Source organism: Pseudomonas sp. SJZ078 (assembly GCF_007828255.1).
Classification (GTDB): Bacteria; Pseudomonadota; Gammaproteobacteria; order Pseudomonadales; family Pseudomonadaceae; genus Aquipseudomonas.
Map to the genome: position 1 here is coordinate 100,675 of NZ_VIUG01000009.1, position 15,631 is coordinate 116,305.

Sequence of the window (15,631 nt, forward strand, 5' to 3'; positions counted from 1 at the left end):
CCTCTCGCGCGTGAGGGACAGGTATAGATCTCCTGCTCTCTCTATGGCCTGGGAAAACGAGGCGCTTGACCGAGCCATTCTGCATGATCCGGACTTCTCACTCGCATATGCCGCCCGTGCTCGCTTGCATGCGATCCATGTCCGGCTTTCTCAAGCGATAGCAGGCAGTTCGATAGCTGAAGCTTTGATGGTGTGCCACGGGACTGAACAGGAATGTAATCACGTAGGTATGCCACCAGGCCTGCCAGGTTGTTCCAGAAACGGTTGTCCAGACTACCGTAAGGTCAGTTCTTCCCGATCTTCTTCCGCTTCAGCCTGGAAGACCTCAATGAGTTTCTGGTTGTAATCGTCCAAATAGGTCTGCAAACCCTCCCGATCAACGAGGCGTACCCCGGCGGTGGTGGCGAGTTCCTTGGCCGACTTCGTGTAGTACGAATTGGTGACTACCATGGCTTCGTCACAACCGTAGAACGCCTTGGCTGAGATCGCTTGCTGAACTGCAGCGTTGCCAACGGAGCCGGTGTAGTTTTTTGCCTGGATCACCATGTTTTTGCCAAACCGGCTCACGAACAAGTCGGCCCCTTGATCGGCGGTCTTCTTGGTTTCCTTAACGTCGAAGCCGATGGTCTGGAAAATCTCGACCAGGAACGCCTCGAACTGGAACCCGTCCATCGCGTCCACCAAATACATGGTGATGAACCGGTTGGGGTTGAAATGCTCAAGCTGGCTTCCCAAGCGCTCGACGAGGATGTCGAAGTAGATACCTTCGCAAAGACTGAGCCCGGAGCGGAAAGCCGGCAAGGAAATCAAAGGAGTGTTGGTCGTAGCGTTCGCTTGAGCATTGAACTGGACACCCTGGTACGAAATATCGTTCTCCCAGAGGTAGTAGTAGAACAGAGCGAGATCAGATCTGAACGTCGTTCCAGCCTCATCGATCCATGACCGAAGGGTCTCGGCCAAGTCGGCTTTGATGTGGCGACTGAGCTCTCTGGAGAAGCCAAGATAGGTCGAGTTGAATGCAGTGGTCAGAAGCAGTTTGTCCAGTAGAGAGGGCAAACCTTCAAGCTCATCGAACCCCTTGCGGATCAGCACCTCGCGAAACAGCTCGCGTTCGGTGTACACACCATCGAGCCTTGGGCCTGGCACGCCGGCATCGTTGCTGGTGGAAGAGGTTTCACGGGTAGTGTGGATGAAGTTCGTGAAGTAGGGCTGCTTGAGCTGTGCGTATTTTCTTAGCACATTGTTGAGCAGATCGTTCAGCTGTGCCTGCTCTTTCTTCTTGCCCAGAAAATCTTTGAGGAGTCCCTTGGACTGGTACTGAAAGTCCGGGTAAAAGGAAGGATCGAGTGGCGTCAGATGTTGAGCGCGCAGCTCGGCAGATGGTGATACCTGCGAGCTGTTGCACCAAGGGCAGGTTGTCTCAAAAGTAGTTCTGTTGCATCCATTGCATTGGTAAATCATGGGCGTCTATTCCGGGCTGAAGACTGAGGTGCGGTGCAAGCCGTTACACCTCAATCTTGATCAGTTGCCGCCGCAGGGTAGCTGATTGTCCTGAAAGGTCTCGGTGCTTGAGGCCAGACAATAGCCTAGTGCTATCTACCCGTCTACGGAGGTGGTTTGAACTCGATGCCTACTCGTCAAGGTCACCCTTGGCCACATGTTCCCGGTGGTGCCACTCATGGAGTTCGACGTCGTTGCGATAGGCCTCCAACTGGTTTTCCCCTGGCTCATGGGGGTAATCCTCGGGCCGCATTTCTCGCAGGCAGCGAAGCTGTTCAAGGTTGGATTGAGCCTGTTGAACCCGACGGGATTGAATGATCTCTGCCACCTCCTTGAAGCCAGCTGAGGCCTGGCCATTGTCCCAGTACCACTGCTTCATATCCTTGTAGATCTGGATATGCCGACCATCGAGCCCACCGCTATGATTATCGATGTCAAATGCATAGCGATATGGGTCTAGCTGATGAAGGACGAACTGCTGCAGGCAATAGGCCGTGCCGTACATGCCGTTGAGCAGGATTTCTCGGTGAGTGATGTATGGAGATTCGGTCATTATCGCGTTCTCTTTGGAGTCAAAGGTGTAAGTCTAACCGGCCCTGACGAAGGCTTTCATTCGCGAACAGTGTCGTCTGGTCACTCCGGCTCGGGAGCGTCAAAGAGGCATACGCGCTTATCAGTGCCAGCAGTGCAAGACTGCAGAAAGGAAGTTCCCCGCACGCTGTAGCCTCGAACTATATCTTCCGGCCAGCCTCCGAGACGGACTCTGCCCTTTATGTGATGGTTGACGCTGACATGCTGGAGTCGGTGCTGACGGCGATCATCAATAACGCCAAAGATTTTCGAGCGCTTGATACTGACATCATCGTCGATGGCTACTTAGAGCAAGGGGACGCCGTTATCACTATAAAAAATAATGGGCCTCATATCGCGAATGACCCTATCGAAGAAATTTTTGAATATGGTGTCTCTGTGCGAGACGGCGCAGAGGAGGGCGAACATCTTGGACAGGGGCTGTATATGGCGAAGACCTTTGTTTCACGTCTGAGTGGTAGCCTGACTGCCCGCAACTTGGGTGATGGTGTCTGCTTTGAAATCAGACTTCCATGCGTGGGTTAGGCGGTCAAATTTCAGCTGATTGACCGATTAATGCCATAGTCGGCCCGTTCGGGCCGGCTGGACAAATGTTGAGGTTGGGACTGGTCAGCGAGCAGTGCTGATATCACCTTAATACCTTTGTTACTTTTCAGGTCTGTGGGTGGGACGTGTCGGGTGCTTCGGCTTGGTCTCGGGGTTCACTTGATGCCTTCTGTCATCTTTTCGGTCGTCACGTTTCGGTTTCGGGCCTGGCTTGGCTTAATGTGCGTTGACATACTTGACTTGATATCCGAATGGTTGATTTCAATGGGGTATCTTGTCACCGACATCAGCGGCGTTTATCCAGTCACCATGGTTTCTAGGCGTACCATCAATACCCTAGAACTAATTGCCAAGACCGCAAGGGAAAGGGTATGGAAAAGCGGAAAGCAGCTTTTAGTCAGCGGCGGTGTTACCTGACGAAACTCAATCACTCCAACGCTGCCGTGATGGGAAACGGTGGAGTGAGTCTCACAACAGTTCACCAGCTTTACGAGATCGCGTAAGCCTGATGAGCACTCGCAATCAATCATAGAACCTTGGTGATCTGTGCTTTGAGTATCATGTTCAAACTCAGCCGACGTTTGGTAAAAGTCTTGTATCGACCTTCTCGCTGCGCCGCCGCCGGAGGGGTGGTAGATGTTTTCCACATGCCGAGCACCACGACCTCGTCCCCATTCTGGATACCCTTAAACCACTCGGATTGGGGCGACCAGATACTTACCTCTACGCCAATTCCATTCTCAGGGTTTTCGGGATCCGGCCTGAATTTGCTCATCTGCAGGTTTATCACGTTTTTGCTGGAGTCGCCTTTGAGTCCACAACGAACGCTACTGACTTGGCCGTGGATGGCAATGGGATGCTGCACGGTGTTCTGCGAAACGGCATGAAAGCCTGACATGTGCTGTTCCGATTCGAAATAGAACTGATTCCAGGCTACCTTCACATTGCCTTCAAAGACCAGTTCCAGATGCTGCTCGATATCCTGGTTGCTTGCGCAGAGCGTTCGGAGTTTCAAGGCTCGATTGGCCGAGTTGATATACGCGGGCAACAGCCCAGGATTGGAGGTATAAGTTCTGCCCGTCTTTGTTCTGTCCCCTCCGTCCGGATTTTTCGGCGCGCCTGTCCCCTCCAGGGCCTCTTTAATCATTACCAGTCGCATCCGGTATTTGTCCTTCTGGATACTCTCGATCAACCCCTCAGATGTCTTCGCGATCTTATTGATCTCTTCATCTACACCGAAAGGGCAGTTTGCGGCGTGTGCGCCTTTGGGCAACAACCGGAAATACCCCTGCACGAAGACCGACTTGTCGTGCATCTCCCTGGTGTGCGGAGGATTATGGGTGACATGTGTGCCGCAATGCTTGCATTGCAACGGCTCGGCGCCCAGGCCTTTTTGATAGGTGTCGGCTTCCCACTCTTGCTTGTTCTGATCAAAGGCGGAGCTCATCTTGATGCCCATGCGCATTCCTTGTTCATTAGAATTGGGTGCAACCATTTCCTGCGCAGCCGCAATGGATGGAGATGATGGCGGAGTCGCGTTGTCCTGAGTGCGCATGAGGGCTCGTTGGGCGTGGCGAAAATTCTCGTAACCGGATTCCAGAGCGGCAATGTCGAGTGCTTCGGAGTGGGAGATTTGACGCAAGCGAGCAATGGACTTTGCCTTGCGCTTGATACCACGGAGTGTAGAAGGGGGGACAACAGGGGTGGTGCTCATGTTTTTCTCCGCCCCTTACCGCAACGTCACCCGCCTACGTCGCTTTGGGGCCTGGAAAAATCATGGCCTTGAGCTTTGAGTTCCTGCGGGTAGTGCCGTTTCCAGCTAACACTGACGGGTGAAGTGCGCCTACCCGGCGCAGCCAGAATCTACCAAGCCGTTGTGAAGAGTGCAAGTATCTTGGCGGGCCGCGTTGAGTGTCTACTACGGGCGTTACAGCGGATAGCAAGGCTGCGAATTGGCGCTCAACGTGACCACCCGTTTGCATTCGACTGAGCTGTCATTTATTGGTGCTAGCCGTCGATTGAATCGGATTTGACCAGCACGCTTTGTGAGCATGCAGCAGAGAGGGAGGGGACGCGATCATTTATCCTGACGCCAAGCATCTGTCCAATCCTATACCCTCATCGCAAATACCTGTTCTTCAAATGATGGCTATTGGCGGTTTTTGGGGAGCGGCGACAGCGCTATTCGCTTGATAGGTGGCCCCCGCTATGTGCAGGGCTCTCATAGGAAATACTATTGACATACCAGACGGCCTCGCCCGTCGGGGTCTGCACCACGGCCTCGTCACCTAGTCCCTTCTTTAGCAGCGCCCGTGCCATAGGTGAATCGATCGAGATGTAGTCGTTGCGCCCATAAATTTCGTCGTAACCCACAATCCGGAATTTCTTGAACTCACCATCGTCATTTTCAACCTCCACCCAAGCTCCGAAAAACACCTTCCCCTCCTGCTCGGGTGAATAGTCAACGACCTTGACGTCCTCTAGTCGTTTGCGCAGATACCTGATCCGTCGATCGATCTCCCGCAGCAGCTTTTTGTTGTACTGATAATCTGCGTTTTCACTCCGATCCCCCAGGGATGCAGCCCAGGTGACTTTTTGAGTGATCTCAGGTCGGTAGACGCGCCATAAGTGATCGAGCTCCGCCTTGAGGCTGTCGTGGCCACCGCGAGTGATGATGTTTGTGGCCAAAGCGGCCTCCTTTTGAAGAATTATGCGTACAGATCCGAGCATTTCACAGGTTATGGAATGCGATCAATCACTGCCATGTAGTCAAAGCTGGAAGCGGTGCGATCTGTTCGGACTACGTAAAGGCTGGCTCCAACTCCCTCAGGAACTATCCAGAATTCGGGGGCGGATTTCTTCTGTTTCGAGGTGGCCCATATCAGTTCGAGTTTTTCCAAGGCTACGGGATGGGTTACACGGCCAGAGGGCGCATTTGAAATGTAGCTATACAGCTTGGTTTTGAGTTCAAAACGAGAGGTGTAGGGGTAGGGGCCCAGTTGAATGGGGCCGTCACCGATTATGCTGTCCATCTGTATCTTGGGGGCGTGGTGAAGCTCCTGAATTTCTCGGTGTTCTCTTATTCGGTTCCAAACGGTATGACCCTTTTCGACACAGCGTTTGATCCATTGTGTTTCTGCTGCTAGCGCAGCGTCCTTCGATTCACAAATCTCAACGGCCTTGAACAGAGGCATTTGCCCTTTTTCAAGAATCTGGGCGATCTTGGCAGCGGCTCGTTTCGTTCTTGTGTTCGCGGATCTAATGTGGGCTTGCTGGCGGCGGGGGAAATTTCCGGTCTCACCAACATAGAAAGGCTCCTCAGTCTCCGGGTCAATGATGATGTAGACGAGGTATTGCTTGGAAAGATCATCGTGTAGCTCAGGCTGCGCCTTGGCCGTGGGTCGCCTTTCAATCGTATCGGTATTGAAATGGTACACCGGTGAGTGATTTGAGCGCGGGGAGCGAGTGTTCTGCCGATACCATTCCTCCGCAAGTTCAAGCGATCTGAATGAACGATGCTCGGCTTCAGGAAAATGGTCGACAGATGCTCGGGCTCCACCGTCCCATCTGTCAAATATTCCTGTATGGCGTCCATGAATCACTGCATAGAATCGAATCTTTTTTGCCATCCTGAGCAACCTTGATCTTCATATTTAGAAGGCCTCTATCTCGTACCAGAAATGTGGGCGATCTGCCAGGAGTCATCTGGCTGTTTGCCGGCTTTGGGGTATGGCTCTGCTAGGATGAATTCGTCGGCGGCTTCGTTTGAGCTGACAAATTACCTCTCGCACCATTGTGTTCTGATGGCTCAAAGCTGCGGCCCGGAAATTCAAGGAAGGATCATGTCCAAACCAAAATTGCCACCTGAGTCTGAGGTAGTGACCTGGCTGCAAAGGCTTATCGAAAACGACCAGTTGCTCGAAAACATTCAAGGTCAGGAAATCATCACCTCCATAACAGATGCAATTGGGCAGGATTTTTTCATTCCATCCTTCGGCATCGATTACATCTCTCGACGTGCCTCGGCGGAGGCTGCTGGGCACGTACTGGGCCGCCTAGGATTGCTGGAGATTATTTCAATCAACACCAGCATCTCGCTCACCAAGGGGGAAGTGCTACGCCCCGACATCCTCTGTTTCAGTCCCGAGTCGAAGACCCTCGTGGTTTTTGAGGTTAAACGAGCCAGTGAGACTGAGCGGCAGACTGTTACCGAGCTTGCAGGTTATGAACAGGAACTGCGGAACCTGCTGCCATTCCTGGGCAATTTCGATATTTGTTTTGTCGTGGTGGCTGCAGACTGGTCGACGCTTCTGACACACGCAGTCGGTAGCATGAATGCATGGTCGGGCAAGCAATGCTTGGCGCTCAAGCTGGTGTCTATTGAGTCCTCATTCGCGCTGCAGGCCCATCTGCCCGAAGCTTGGCATCTCACCGGTAGCGTGAAGCTGCCACCGGAGGCATTGCCCTCGATCGATCTGTACCTGGTCGAAAAATCAGCGGATGCCATCGACGACGAAGGCGATGAAAATGATGGTGGACAGGCAGAGGGGAATGGCGCTGACGAACGACTGCCGCCACGTTTAGTGATGACCGCAATGGACATCATTGCTCGTGCAGGCGACAGGGCAGGATCACACGGCTTCATGATGCTGTGGCGGGACGTCAATGGCTACGGGCGAGGGCGGTGGTGCATCACGCTGTGCGCCATCGACCCCTACTCCATGTACGCCTGGTGCAAGGAGCACGGGTTGTCGCAGCGTGATTCTGACGCTTCTTTGTTTCTGGACAGCCGCAAGGCCGATATTGCGGGTCAGACGCCTGCCACAATCTACGACCTTGCCAAGGCAGCCTACCCGATTCTGCAGGAGCAGTTTGAGCCTGAGTTCAGCGGAGACTTTTGTTGGCAAATGAAGGCTCGGCAATATCGTCTAAGAGGGGTGCCTACCAGGTTCGAGTTCTGGGGTAGTCTCGGACAACACGCGCGGGAGTTCGTCTGTAACCCGGCCGTGCGGAACTGGTACATGCCCTATATGAGCCAAAACCAACTCGACTGGACAGACCCTGTCGTGGCTATGCCATTGATAGAGAACTTGTCGGCAGGAGTGCCGTTCCCGGGGGGGACAATCAAGTGCAGTGATGCCTTCCTCGTGGGCCGGGCGCTGGGTGATCTCGCCTTGGCCGCTTTCAATGCAGCACCTGATAAAGAGCATGCGGCGAGAATTGAGCCTATGGTTGAGTGGGCCCAGTTGGAGGCGCTCCGTTATGCGATCGAAATGAAGCAGATGTATGACGTGACGGAAGAAATCGTCACTCCTATACCCATGCTGTCCAACGATCCGTCCAGGAAACTCCAGGCAACGGAGGATCTTGCGAAATGGGTGCGGACGGATCTGATCAGTGATCGGCATCCGTTCCATCAGGCGTGTTTTGATCTGGGTTTGCGGGAAGCAATGCTGTTCAGATTGTCTGAGGAAGGAAGCATTGATCGCTTTCCTCCTGATCGACCTCACCAGGCAGCCTTGTTAATTCGGCGCATCCTGAAAGGGGCGATTCTGCGGATGAAGGGTAGTCAAGGTCAGCTTTTACAGTCTGCGGAATATCGCGATTTCGAAGAATACGTGGCCCCGCATTTATCTTCTTGTCTGGACGAGCAGGGGGACGTCGACGGCGTGCGGTTGGATGCAGTGCTTGATGAGATTCCAGATCTTGAACTACTCAGAGCGTTTCCCGGCACATTCGTAAAAGGGATCGATTCAATCGTTCCAGTCGTTCTTCACACCGTTAGCCCAGCTTTTCCCGTGACTGTCGATTGGGAGTGGTTGAAGTCTGGCGTGAGGGCGTTGTTCGAAGAGGGGGATCATCGCCCGGCAGTTATTTTTAACCAGGACGGTACGGTGGGGACTGGTCGGATTATGGGAATCGGCAAATTCCTCTCACCCATCATGGATCCTGACGTGGAGGTTTATCTTCTCGATGAAACATCAGCACGGAACATTGCCATGAAAATGACGTGGGAAGAGGTGAAGGATTTCTATGCTAAACGCAGCGAAGCATTTGGATGAGCGCTCTCTCCTTGGGTACCGATGGTGTTCACCTGGCGTTTAGAAGAAATCGAAGTTGGCGTAGCGCCGTCTACGGGTAAGGGAATGGCAATGGGAAGCTTGTGGGGCTTCGTCCATTGCCGTGGTATGGCTTTAGTCTCGCAGCCAGTAAGGAGGGATATCCAAGCCAAGCTCTTCCAACGCCATGTAGATGACCCGTATTGTCTCTGCACAGACTTCACTGATTGAGGATCTCAAGCCCATTGAGGCAATCGCTCATTCAGACCTGGGCGGTGAATTCGCACTGGAAAGAGTGCTGGGGCATTTGGTGGAACGTCGACTCTGTGATGGCTGCTCAGCAAGAACTGCAAATTTTCTGGCGCTGGCTCGGGACGTATTCCTACCTTGGGCGCTATTCACCAGTCGCGACGCCCTCTCGGCTTACGACATTTTCACGTTTTGTAGGCGGCTGGTGGCGACCAATGGCTAAGGTTGTTGGTTCGGTTATGGGGATGCGTTGGTTGACCATCGCGTAGTTTTGGCTGGCAATATGGTCAGGCCTCTTCGTGATTGGTGCTGATGATCATTTGAGCAGGCGGTGGAAAAGACGTGCCGCTAATGATGGCTTAGTGGTCAACCCGTGATCGCGTGTATGTAATTCAGCTCGATAGGAGCGAGGGACGAATGAGTTTTGTCGCCTCCTCAATCTCGTGGCCGCACATAGGTGCTGTCAGAAATTCAACTCATATACTTGGTGGCGCGCCAATCGTATTTTTGGGGGGAAAGGTGTGCGTTATGCAGATTTTTGAGGTTCGGCTCGGAGTATCAGTGTCAGAGAGGGGGACGGTCATGAGGCATGACGGGCGGCAAAGTCTCTGTCGAACTCGCCGTGCATGAATGTGTTTCTGGGAAAAGCGGGGTGGGTGAGGCCGCTTTTTTGCTCCAAATGAAAAAAATTTTGGGGGTGGGGAAATGAGGGCGCATACTCAAAATAGTATGCTTTCGAGGGTATGCATACTATTTTGAATGTCCCGGTTTAAAAGGATTTCAGAGGAAATAGTATGGTAAGTGGGGTTATAGATTGTTGTCGGCATTTTCCGAGCGATCGCCTTGGGCCGCCGCCTCGCTGACCGCTTGGGTCACTTGAGGGCGGCGCACATGCCAAAGCTCGTGGAACTCGGCGCGCATCCGCGCCTCGCCCTCGGGGGTGATCAGCGCGGTGCCAGCGGTGCGAGGTGGGCGATAACGACTCATGGCAACTTCTTGTGGTGGTAAGGACGAAAGTCTATCAACCCTCGCGCAACACTGTCAGCGGGCTGGCGTTGAGCGCCCGTCGGGTGCCAAACACCCCCGCAGCGCCGATCAGCAGCGCACCCGCCAGCGGCAACATCAGCAACCATGGGTGCGGATGCCAGGGCAGATCGAAAGCAAAGCGGTAGAGCACCAGGCTGACCAGTTCCGAGCCCAGGGCCGCCAGCAACCCGCTGACCGCACCCAACAGGCCGAATTCGATGCGTCGGGCCTTGACTAGCAAGGGGCGCTCGGCCCCCAGGGCCCGCAGCAGCGCGCCTTGGCGAATCCGTTCATCCAGGGTGGCTTGCAGGCCGGAGAACAGCACCGCCATGCCCGCCGCCAGGACAAACAGCAGCACGTACTCCACGGCCAGGGTCACCTGGGCCAGGATGCTGCGCAGTTGTTGCAGCAGGGCTTCGACCTGCAGAATCGTCACCGCCGGAAAGGCCCGGGCCAGGTCGACGATCTGCTGGTCGTGACCGGCGGCCAGATAGAAGCTGGTGAGGTAGGTGGCCGGCAGGTCCTTCAGGGTGCCGGGTTGGAAGATCATGAAGAAGTTGGGTTGGAAGTTGTCCCAGTTGATCTCCCGCAGGCTGGTGACCTTCGCCTCGCGGTTGATGCCTCCCACGCTGAACACCAGCCGGTCGCCCAGCTTGATCTGCAGGTTTTCGGCCACTTTGCCTTCCACCGACACCCCCGGTATATCGTCCGGCGGCTGCTGCGGCCACCAGTTCCCGGCGGTGACGACGTTTCCTTCCGGCAGGTCCGCGGCCCAGGTCAGGCTCAGGTCGCGCTGCAGTGCCCGATCCCCGGCCGAGTCCTTGGTGACGAACTCCCTGGCCGGTTCGCCGTTGATGCTGATGAGCCGCCCCGGTACCACGGGATAGAGCGGGGCCGATTGCGCCGACAGCTGCAACAGCTTGTCGATGAAGGCCTGCTTGTCATTGGGCAGGATGTTCAGCGCGAAGTAGTTGGGGGCGTTTTTCGGCAACTGGTTTTGCCAAGTGTCCAGCAACTCGCCGCGCAGCAGGGCGATCAATGCCATGGACAACAGGATCAGGCCGAATGCCAATGCCTGGCCGGCCGCGGCCAGGGGATGGCGCAGCAACTGGCCGAGCCCCAGCCGCCAGGGCAAGGAAGCGCGGGCGAGCATCCGGCGCAGGCTCTGGAGCAGCAGCAACAGCAGGCCGCCAAGCACCAGTGCGGCGACGACACCGCCGCCGAGCAGGGCGAAGGTCAGCACCAGGTCCAGGCTCAGGCGCCACATGATCAGGCCAAGGGCACCCAGCGCGGCACCATAGACCACCCAGGTACTGGAAGGGATGGGCAGCATGTCCCGGCGCAATACGCGCAATGGCGGCACCCGCCCCAACGCGGCCAGGGGCGGCAGGGCGAACCCCGCCAGCGCCACCAGCCCTGTGCCGATCCCGGCGATGGCCGGCAACAGCCCGCCGGGCGGTACCGTGGCGGGTAGCAGGTCATGCAGCAAGGCGAACAGTCCCAATTGGGCGATCCAGCCGAGCAGGGCGCCGCTGAGGCTCGCCAGCAGGCCCAGTACCGTCAGTTGCAGGCTGAACAGCAGCATGGTTTCCCGACGTGACAAGCCCAGGCAGCGCAGCAGCGCACTGGCATCGAAACGTCGTGTGGCGAAACGGTTGGCGGAGAGCGCAACCGCGACGCCGGACAAGAGCACCGCCACCAGGCTGGCCATGTTCAGGTAGCGCTCGGCCTTGCCCAGGGCGCCACCGATCTGCCGGTTGCCGTCACGGGCATCCTGCAGGCGCTGGTTGGCTTCCAGGCCTGGCTTGATCAGGTCGCGATAGGTTTGCAGGGCAGACGCCGGGCCTCGCCAGAGGTCGCGATAGCTGACGCGGCTGCCGGGCTGCACCACGCCGGTGGCTTCCAGATCCTTGAGGTTGATCATGACCCGGGGCGTGAGGCTGTAGAAATTGCCGGCGCGATCCGGTTCGTAAGTCAGCACCCGGCTCAGGCGCAAGGTGGTGTTGCCGACATCGATGCTGTCGCCGATCTTCAGATCCAGTGCCGTCAGCAGCCGGGCTTCGACCCATGCCTCGCCCGGGTTCGGTCGTCCGCCGGGCTCTTCCGGGGCAAAGGGGGAAGGGGCGCTCTTCAGTTCGCCGCGCAACGGGTAGAGGTCGTCGGCAGCCTTGACGCTGGAAAGCTGGATGCCGTTGTCGGTGGCGACGACACTGGAGAACTCCACGACAAGGGCATGCTCCAGGCCCAGCTCGGTGCCGCTGCGGATCTGCTCGGGACGGGCAGGCGAGCTGCCTTCGAGCAGCAGGTCCGCGCCGAGGAATTCGGTGGCGCGCAGCATCATCGCGCCGTTGAGTCGGGCGCCGAAGTAGCCGATGGCGGTGCTGGCCGCCACGGCGACCAGCAAAGCGAAAAACAACACACGCAACTCGCCGGCGCGGGCGTCGCGCAACAATTGGCGGACAGCGAGGCTGAACAGGCGCAACAGCGGCAAGCGTGCCATCAAGGCTCCAGGGGCGCGACCATCTGGCCGGCTTCAAGTCGGATCAGGCGCCGGCAGCGATGGGCCAGGCGTTCGTCGTGGGTGACCAGCACCAGGGTTGTGCCGCTTTCCTTGTTCAGTTCGAACAAGAGATCGCTGATGCGCTCGCCGGTGTGGCTGTCGAGGTTCCCGGTGGGTTCGTCGGCGAAGAGCACGTCGGGCTCGGCGGCGAAGGCACGGGCAATGGCCACACGCTGCTGCTCGCCACCGGAGAGCTGGCGAGGCGAGTGGGTCAGGCGCTGGCCCAGGCCGACCCGTTGCAACAGTTCCGTGGCGCGTTCACGGGCGTCCTTGCGACCGTCCAGCTCCAGGGGCAGCATGACGTTTTCCAGCGCATTGAGGCTGTCGAGCAGTTGGAACGACTGGAAGACGAAACCGACATGCTCGGCGCGGATCCGCGCCCGTTGGTCTTCATCCAATGCACTGAGAGCCTGCCCGGCGAGGGTCACTTCACCGCCGCTGGGCAGGTCCAGGCCGGCCAGCAGGCCCAGTAGGGTGGATTTGCCGGAACCGGACGCGCCGACAATGGCCAGGCTGTCGCCCTTGTTCAATTCCAGGCTGAGTTCGTGCAGGATGGTCAGTTCACCTTCCGCGCTGGGAACCACTTTGCTAAGGTCCTGCGCGGTGAGAATGCTTGAGCCCATGGAGAATCCGATGCGTGTGTGGTTTTTGAGTGCCGGCCTGGCCTTGATGTGCATGGTCCAGAACGCAGCGGCGGGTACAGTCCTGATCGTTGGCGATAGTATCAGCGCGGCTTTCGGCCTGGATACCCGGCAAGGCTGGGTGTCGTTGCTCGAGCAACGGCTCAAGGCCGAGGGTTTTGACGACAAAGTAGTCAATGCGTCCATCAGTGGCGACACCAGCGCAGGAGGCCAGGCACGGCTGCCGACGCTGCTTGCAGCCCATAAGCCGACCCTGGTGATTCTGGAGTTGGGTGGCAACGACGGCCTGCGCGGGCAGCCGCCAACACAATTGCAACAAAACCTTGCAGCGATGATCGACGCCTCCCGCGCCAGCGGTGCGAAGGTGCTGCTGCTGGGCATGCAACTGCCGCCCAATTATGGCCGGCGCTACACCGATGCCTTCGCCAAGGTCTACAGCACCCTGGCCGATGAGAAAAAAGTGCCGCTGGTGCCGTTTTTCCTCAAGGACGTCGGTGGGGTCCCAGGGATGATGCAGGGTGACGGACTGCACCCGTCCGTCGCGGCCCAGGGCAAGTTGCTGGAAAATGTCTGGCCGACACTGAAACCGCTGCTTTGACGCTTTTCTAGAGACGGTCTTTCGGCTAATGTGGCGCCCCCGATTTGGAGCCCCCGATGCCGCGTCCTGCCTGGTCCCTGTTTGCCTACCAACTGATCGAGCCTGACGAACAGCTGGACCTGTTCGCCTGCCAGGAAGTGCGGGTGCATCTGGTGACCCGGCAACTGGAGCTCGGTGGTTCGGCGGACCGCACGCTCTGCGGCAGCCTGCTGCCGGCCCAGCCGCGCTGGTCGGGCGTCGATCGGCGGATATTCCAGGATCATCGCCTGTGCTCGCTGTGCCGGGCGATCCTCGAGTCCCAGAAGCGCGGTACCTCCCCGATCTGGCCGGAACTGCGGTTCGAGTTGTAATTTTCAGCTTCGAAACTTGCCCTGTGAGGTGAGCTGGACGGCAGTGTATCGGACGGACCATCGCCGCTCTCCCCGTAATACCGGGCTGCGGTGTACAATCGCCGTTTTCATACCCTCTGTTCGATCTGCGAAGGATGTCCCGGATGTTGCTGCGCTTGCCTGCCGTCGCCCGCTGCCTGTCTCTTGCCGCCCTGTGTACGGCGGGGCCCGTTGCTGCACTGGAGCTGCCTCTGCCGCCGCCGGGCGAGGACATCGTTGGTCAGGTGCAGGTGATCAAGGCCAAATACGAAGACACCTTCGCCGACCTGGGCACGACCTATGACCTGGGTTACACCGAGATGGTCGCCGCCAACCCGGGCGTCGACCCCTGGTTGCCCGGAGCTGGCACGGAGATTGTACTGCCAACGCGTTTCATCCTGCCGCCAGGTCCGCGCGAAGGCATCGTGATCAACCTTGCCGAATACCGCCTCTACTACTTCCCCAAGGGCAAGAACGTGGTCTATACCTTCCCGTTGGGAATCGGTCGTGAAGGTTGGGGCTCGCCCATCGCCCACACGAGCATTACTGCCAAGACGCCGAACCCGACCTGGACCCCGCCGGCGTCGATCAGGGCCGAACACGCCGCCGACGGCGACCCGTTGCCCAGCGTGGTGCCGGCGGGACCCGATAATCCGCTGGGGCCATTCAAGTTCACCCTGGGCACCCCGGGCTATCTGATCCATGGCTCGAACAAGAAATTTGGTATCGGTATGCGCACCAGCCACGGTTGCTTCCGGATGTTCAACAACAATGTCCTGGAAATGGCCGGTATGGTGCCAGTGGGCACGTCGGTACGGATCATCAACGACCCTTACAAGCTGGGCTTGAGCGGCGGCAAGGTTTATCTGGAAGCCCATACGCCGTTGGATGACAAGGGCAACCCATCGGTGGTGGACAAGCACACCGCGGTGATCAACGCGATGCTCAAGCGTGAAGACATCACCAGCAACCTGCGCATGGACTGGAACGTAGTGCGTGACGTGGTGGCCGCCGAAGATGGCCTGCCGGTCGAGATCGCCGTCCCGAATGCTTCGGCGCCGATGGTCTCGAGCGCACCGATCGACCTGCAGCAGTAAGGTCCTGTTTCGACCCGCCGGCGTCTTGCGATGCCGGCGGGTTTTTTATTGCCTGGGGGAAAACACCGGGCAATAAAAAAGCCGACCCAAGAAATGGATCGGCTCGATAACAATCCCGGAGGACTATTACTTGCGGCTAGCTTTTTCCAGCATGCGCAGAGCACGCTCGTTAGCTTCGTCAGCAGTCTGTTGTGCTTTTTGAGCAGCAGCCAGAGCTTCATCAGCTTTACGGTAGGCTTCGTCTGCACGAGCCTGGGCGCGAGCTGCTGCGTCTTCGGTAGCAGTCAGACGTGCTTCGGTTTCTTTCGATGCGCTGCTGCAACCGGTAGCCAGAACTGCGGCCAGGGCCAGAGCAGAGAATTTCAGAACGTTGTTCATCGTGTTCCCCTTCAAGGA

The 15,631-nt window shown here is 57.2% G+C and carries 13 protein-coding genes and 1 pseudogene; 5 read left to right on the plus strand and 9 right to left on the minus strand.

The genetic code is table 11. The features are described from left to right. Positions 1-273: 273 nt before the first annotated feature. A complete protein-coding gene (locus tag FBY02_RS11085) occupies positions 274-1,461 on the minus strand; it encodes a restriction endonuclease (protein WP_144927259.1) in 1,188 nt (395 codons plus the stop codon). Positions 1,462-1,630: 169 nt separating this feature from the next. Further along, positions 1,631-2,053 (minus strand): hypothetical protein, encoded by a 423-nt coding sequence (locus tag FBY02_RS11090; protein ID WP_144927262.1) that lies wholly within the window; start codon positions 2,051-2,053, stop codon positions 1,631-1,633. A gap of 239 nt (positions 2,054-2,292) precedes the next feature. On the opposite strand from FBY02_RS11090, the gene FBY02_RS11095 reads away from it, so the two are divergent. Continuing rightward, positions 2,293-2,616, plus strand: a complete 324-nt coding sequence (locus FBY02_RS11095; protein WP_178111933.1) for an ATP-binding protein — start codon at positions 2,293-2,295, stop codon at positions 2,614-2,616. A 547-nt stretch (positions 2,617-3,163) separates the two neighbouring features. Here the strand turns inward: FBY02_RS11095 and FBY02_RS11100 are convergent. The 3 genes from FBY02_RS11100 to FBY02_RS11110 form a co-directional block, all read right to left on the minus strand. Then, positions 3,164-4,351, minus strand: a complete 1,188-nt coding sequence (locus FBY02_RS11100; protein WP_256662485.1) for a hypothetical protein — start codon at positions 4,349-4,351, stop codon at positions 3,164-3,166. 467 nt (positions 4,352-4,818) lie between these two features. Then, positions 4,819-5,325 carry a transcription elongation factor GreB gene (gene greB, locus FBY02_RS11105; protein WP_144927268.1) on the minus strand — a complete coding sequence of 169 codons (507 nt, stop codon included), beginning with the start codon at positions 5,323-5,325 and terminating at the stop codon, positions 4,819-4,821. A 50-nt stretch (positions 5,326-5,375) separates the two neighbouring features. Then, a complete protein-coding gene (locus FBY02_RS11110; protein ID WP_144927271.1) occupies positions 5,376-6,266 on the minus strand; it encodes a viroplasmin family protein in 891 nt (296 codons plus the stop codon). A gap of 213 nt (positions 6,267-6,479) precedes the next feature. Between FBY02_RS11110 and FBY02_RS11115 the strand changes: the two genes are divergently transcribed. Further along, positions 6,480-8,699, plus strand: a complete 2,220-nt coding sequence (locus tag FBY02_RS11115) for a hypothetical protein (protein ID WP_144927274.1) — start codon at positions 6,480-6,482, stop codon at positions 8,697-8,699. 1,065 nt (positions 8,700-9,764) lie between these two features. Here the strand turns inward: FBY02_RS11115 and FBY02_RS11125 are convergent. The 3 genes and pseudogenes from FBY02_RS11125 to FBY02_RS11135 all read right to left on the minus strand — a co-directional run. Then, positions 9,765-9,932: pseudogene (locus FBY02_RS11125) on the minus strand (transcription elongation factor GreB); the annotation flags it as partial. A 34-nt stretch (positions 9,933-9,966) separates the two neighbouring features. Further along, positions 9,967-12,471, minus strand: a complete 2,505-nt coding sequence (locus FBY02_RS11130; RefSeq protein ID WP_144927279.1) for an ABC transporter permease — start codon at positions 12,469-12,471, stop codon at positions 9,967-9,969. Next, a complete protein-coding gene (locus FBY02_RS11135; RefSeq protein WP_144927282.1) occupies positions 12,471-13,154 on the minus strand; it encodes an ABC transporter ATP-binding protein in 684 nt (227 codons plus the stop codon). Before FBY02_RS11135 ends, FBY02_RS11130 begins: the two co-directional genes overlap by 1 nt. A gap of 10 nt (positions 13,155-13,164) precedes the next feature. Between FBY02_RS11135 and FBY02_RS11140 the strand changes: the two genes are divergently transcribed. From FBY02_RS11140 to FBY02_RS11150, 3 genes are all read left to right on the plus strand, one after another. Continuing rightward, the gene (locus tag FBY02_RS11140) at positions 13,165-13,770 is read left to right on the plus strand and encodes an arylesterase (RefSeq protein ID WP_144927285.1); all 606 of its coding nucleotides are present in this window, start codon (positions 13,165-13,167) and stop codon (positions 13,768-13,770) included. A gap of 56 nt (positions 13,771-13,826) precedes the next feature. After that, positions 13,827-14,120 (plus strand): hypothetical protein, encoded by a 294-nt coding sequence (locus FBY02_RS11145; RefSeq protein WP_041020059.1) that lies wholly within the window; start codon positions 13,827-13,829, stop codon positions 14,118-14,120. Between the two features lie 143 nt (positions 14,121-14,263). Further along, positions 14,264-15,235 (plus strand): L,D-transpeptidase family protein, encoded by a 972-nt coding sequence (locus FBY02_RS11150; protein ID WP_047701546.1) that lies wholly within the window; start codon positions 14,264-14,266, stop codon positions 15,233-15,235. Between the two features lie 126 nt (positions 15,236-15,361). Here the strand turns inward: FBY02_RS11150 and oprI are convergent, their stop codons facing one another. Further along, positions 15,362-15,613 carry an outer membrane lipoprotei OprI gene (gene oprI / locus FBY02_RS11155; protein ID WP_011335311.1) on the minus strand — a complete coding sequence of 84 codons (252 nt, stop codon included), beginning with the start codon at positions 15,611-15,613 and terminating at the stop codon, positions 15,362-15,364. Between the last annotated feature and the right edge of the window lie 18 nt (positions 15,614-15,631).

Excerpts from the sequence above, each read along its gene's own strand:
- FBY02_RS11090 (WP_144927262.1), bottom strand. The coding sequence starts at position 2,053 with ATGACCGAATCTCCATACATCACTCACCGAGAAATCCTGCTCAACGGC.
- FBY02_RS11140 (WP_144927285.1), top strand. The coding sequence starts at position 13,165 with ATGCGTGTGTGGTTTTTGAGTGCCGGCCTGGCCTTGATGTGCATGGTC.
- FBY02_RS11115 (WP_144927274.1), top strand. The coding sequence starts at position 6,480 with ATGTCCAAACCAAAATTGCCACCTGAGTCTGAGGTAGTGACCTGGCTG.
- FBY02_RS11085 (WP_144927259.1), bottom strand. The coding sequence starts at position 1,461 with ATGATTTACCAATGCAATGGATGCAACAGAACTACTTTTGAGACAACC.
- FBY02_RS11110 (WP_144927271.1), bottom strand. The coding sequence starts at position 6,266 with ATGGCAAAAAAGATTCGATTCTATGCAGTGATTCATGGACGCCATACA.
- FBY02_RS11130 (WP_144927279.1), bottom strand. The coding sequence starts at position 12,471 with ATGGCACGCTTGCCGCTGTTGCGCCTGTTCAGCCTCGCTGTCCGCCAA.
- FBY02_RS11150 (WP_047701546.1), top strand. The coding sequence starts at position 14,264 with ATGTTGCTGCGCTTGCCTGCCGTCGCCCGCTGCCTGTCTCTTGCCGCC.
- FBY02_RS11145 (WP_041020059.1), top strand. The coding sequence starts at position 13,827 with ATGCCGCGTCCTGCCTGGTCCCTGTTTGCCTACCAACTGATCGAGCCT.
- FBY02_RS11135 (WP_144927282.1), bottom strand. The coding sequence starts at position 13,154 with ATGGGCTCAAGCATTCTCACCGCGCAGGACCTTAGCAAAGTGGTTCCC.
- FBY02_RS11095 (WP_178111933.1), top strand. The coding sequence starts at position 2,293 with ATGCTGGAGTCGGTGCTGACGGCGATCATCAATAACGCCAAAGATTTT.
- oprI (WP_011335311.1), bottom strand. The coding sequence starts at position 15,613 with ATGAACAACGTTCTGAAATTCTCTGCTCTGGCCCTGGCCGCAGTTCTG.
- FBY02_RS11100 (WP_256662485.1), bottom strand. The coding sequence starts at position 4,351 with ATGAGCACCACCCCTGTTGTCCCCCCTTCTACACTCCGTGGTATCAAG.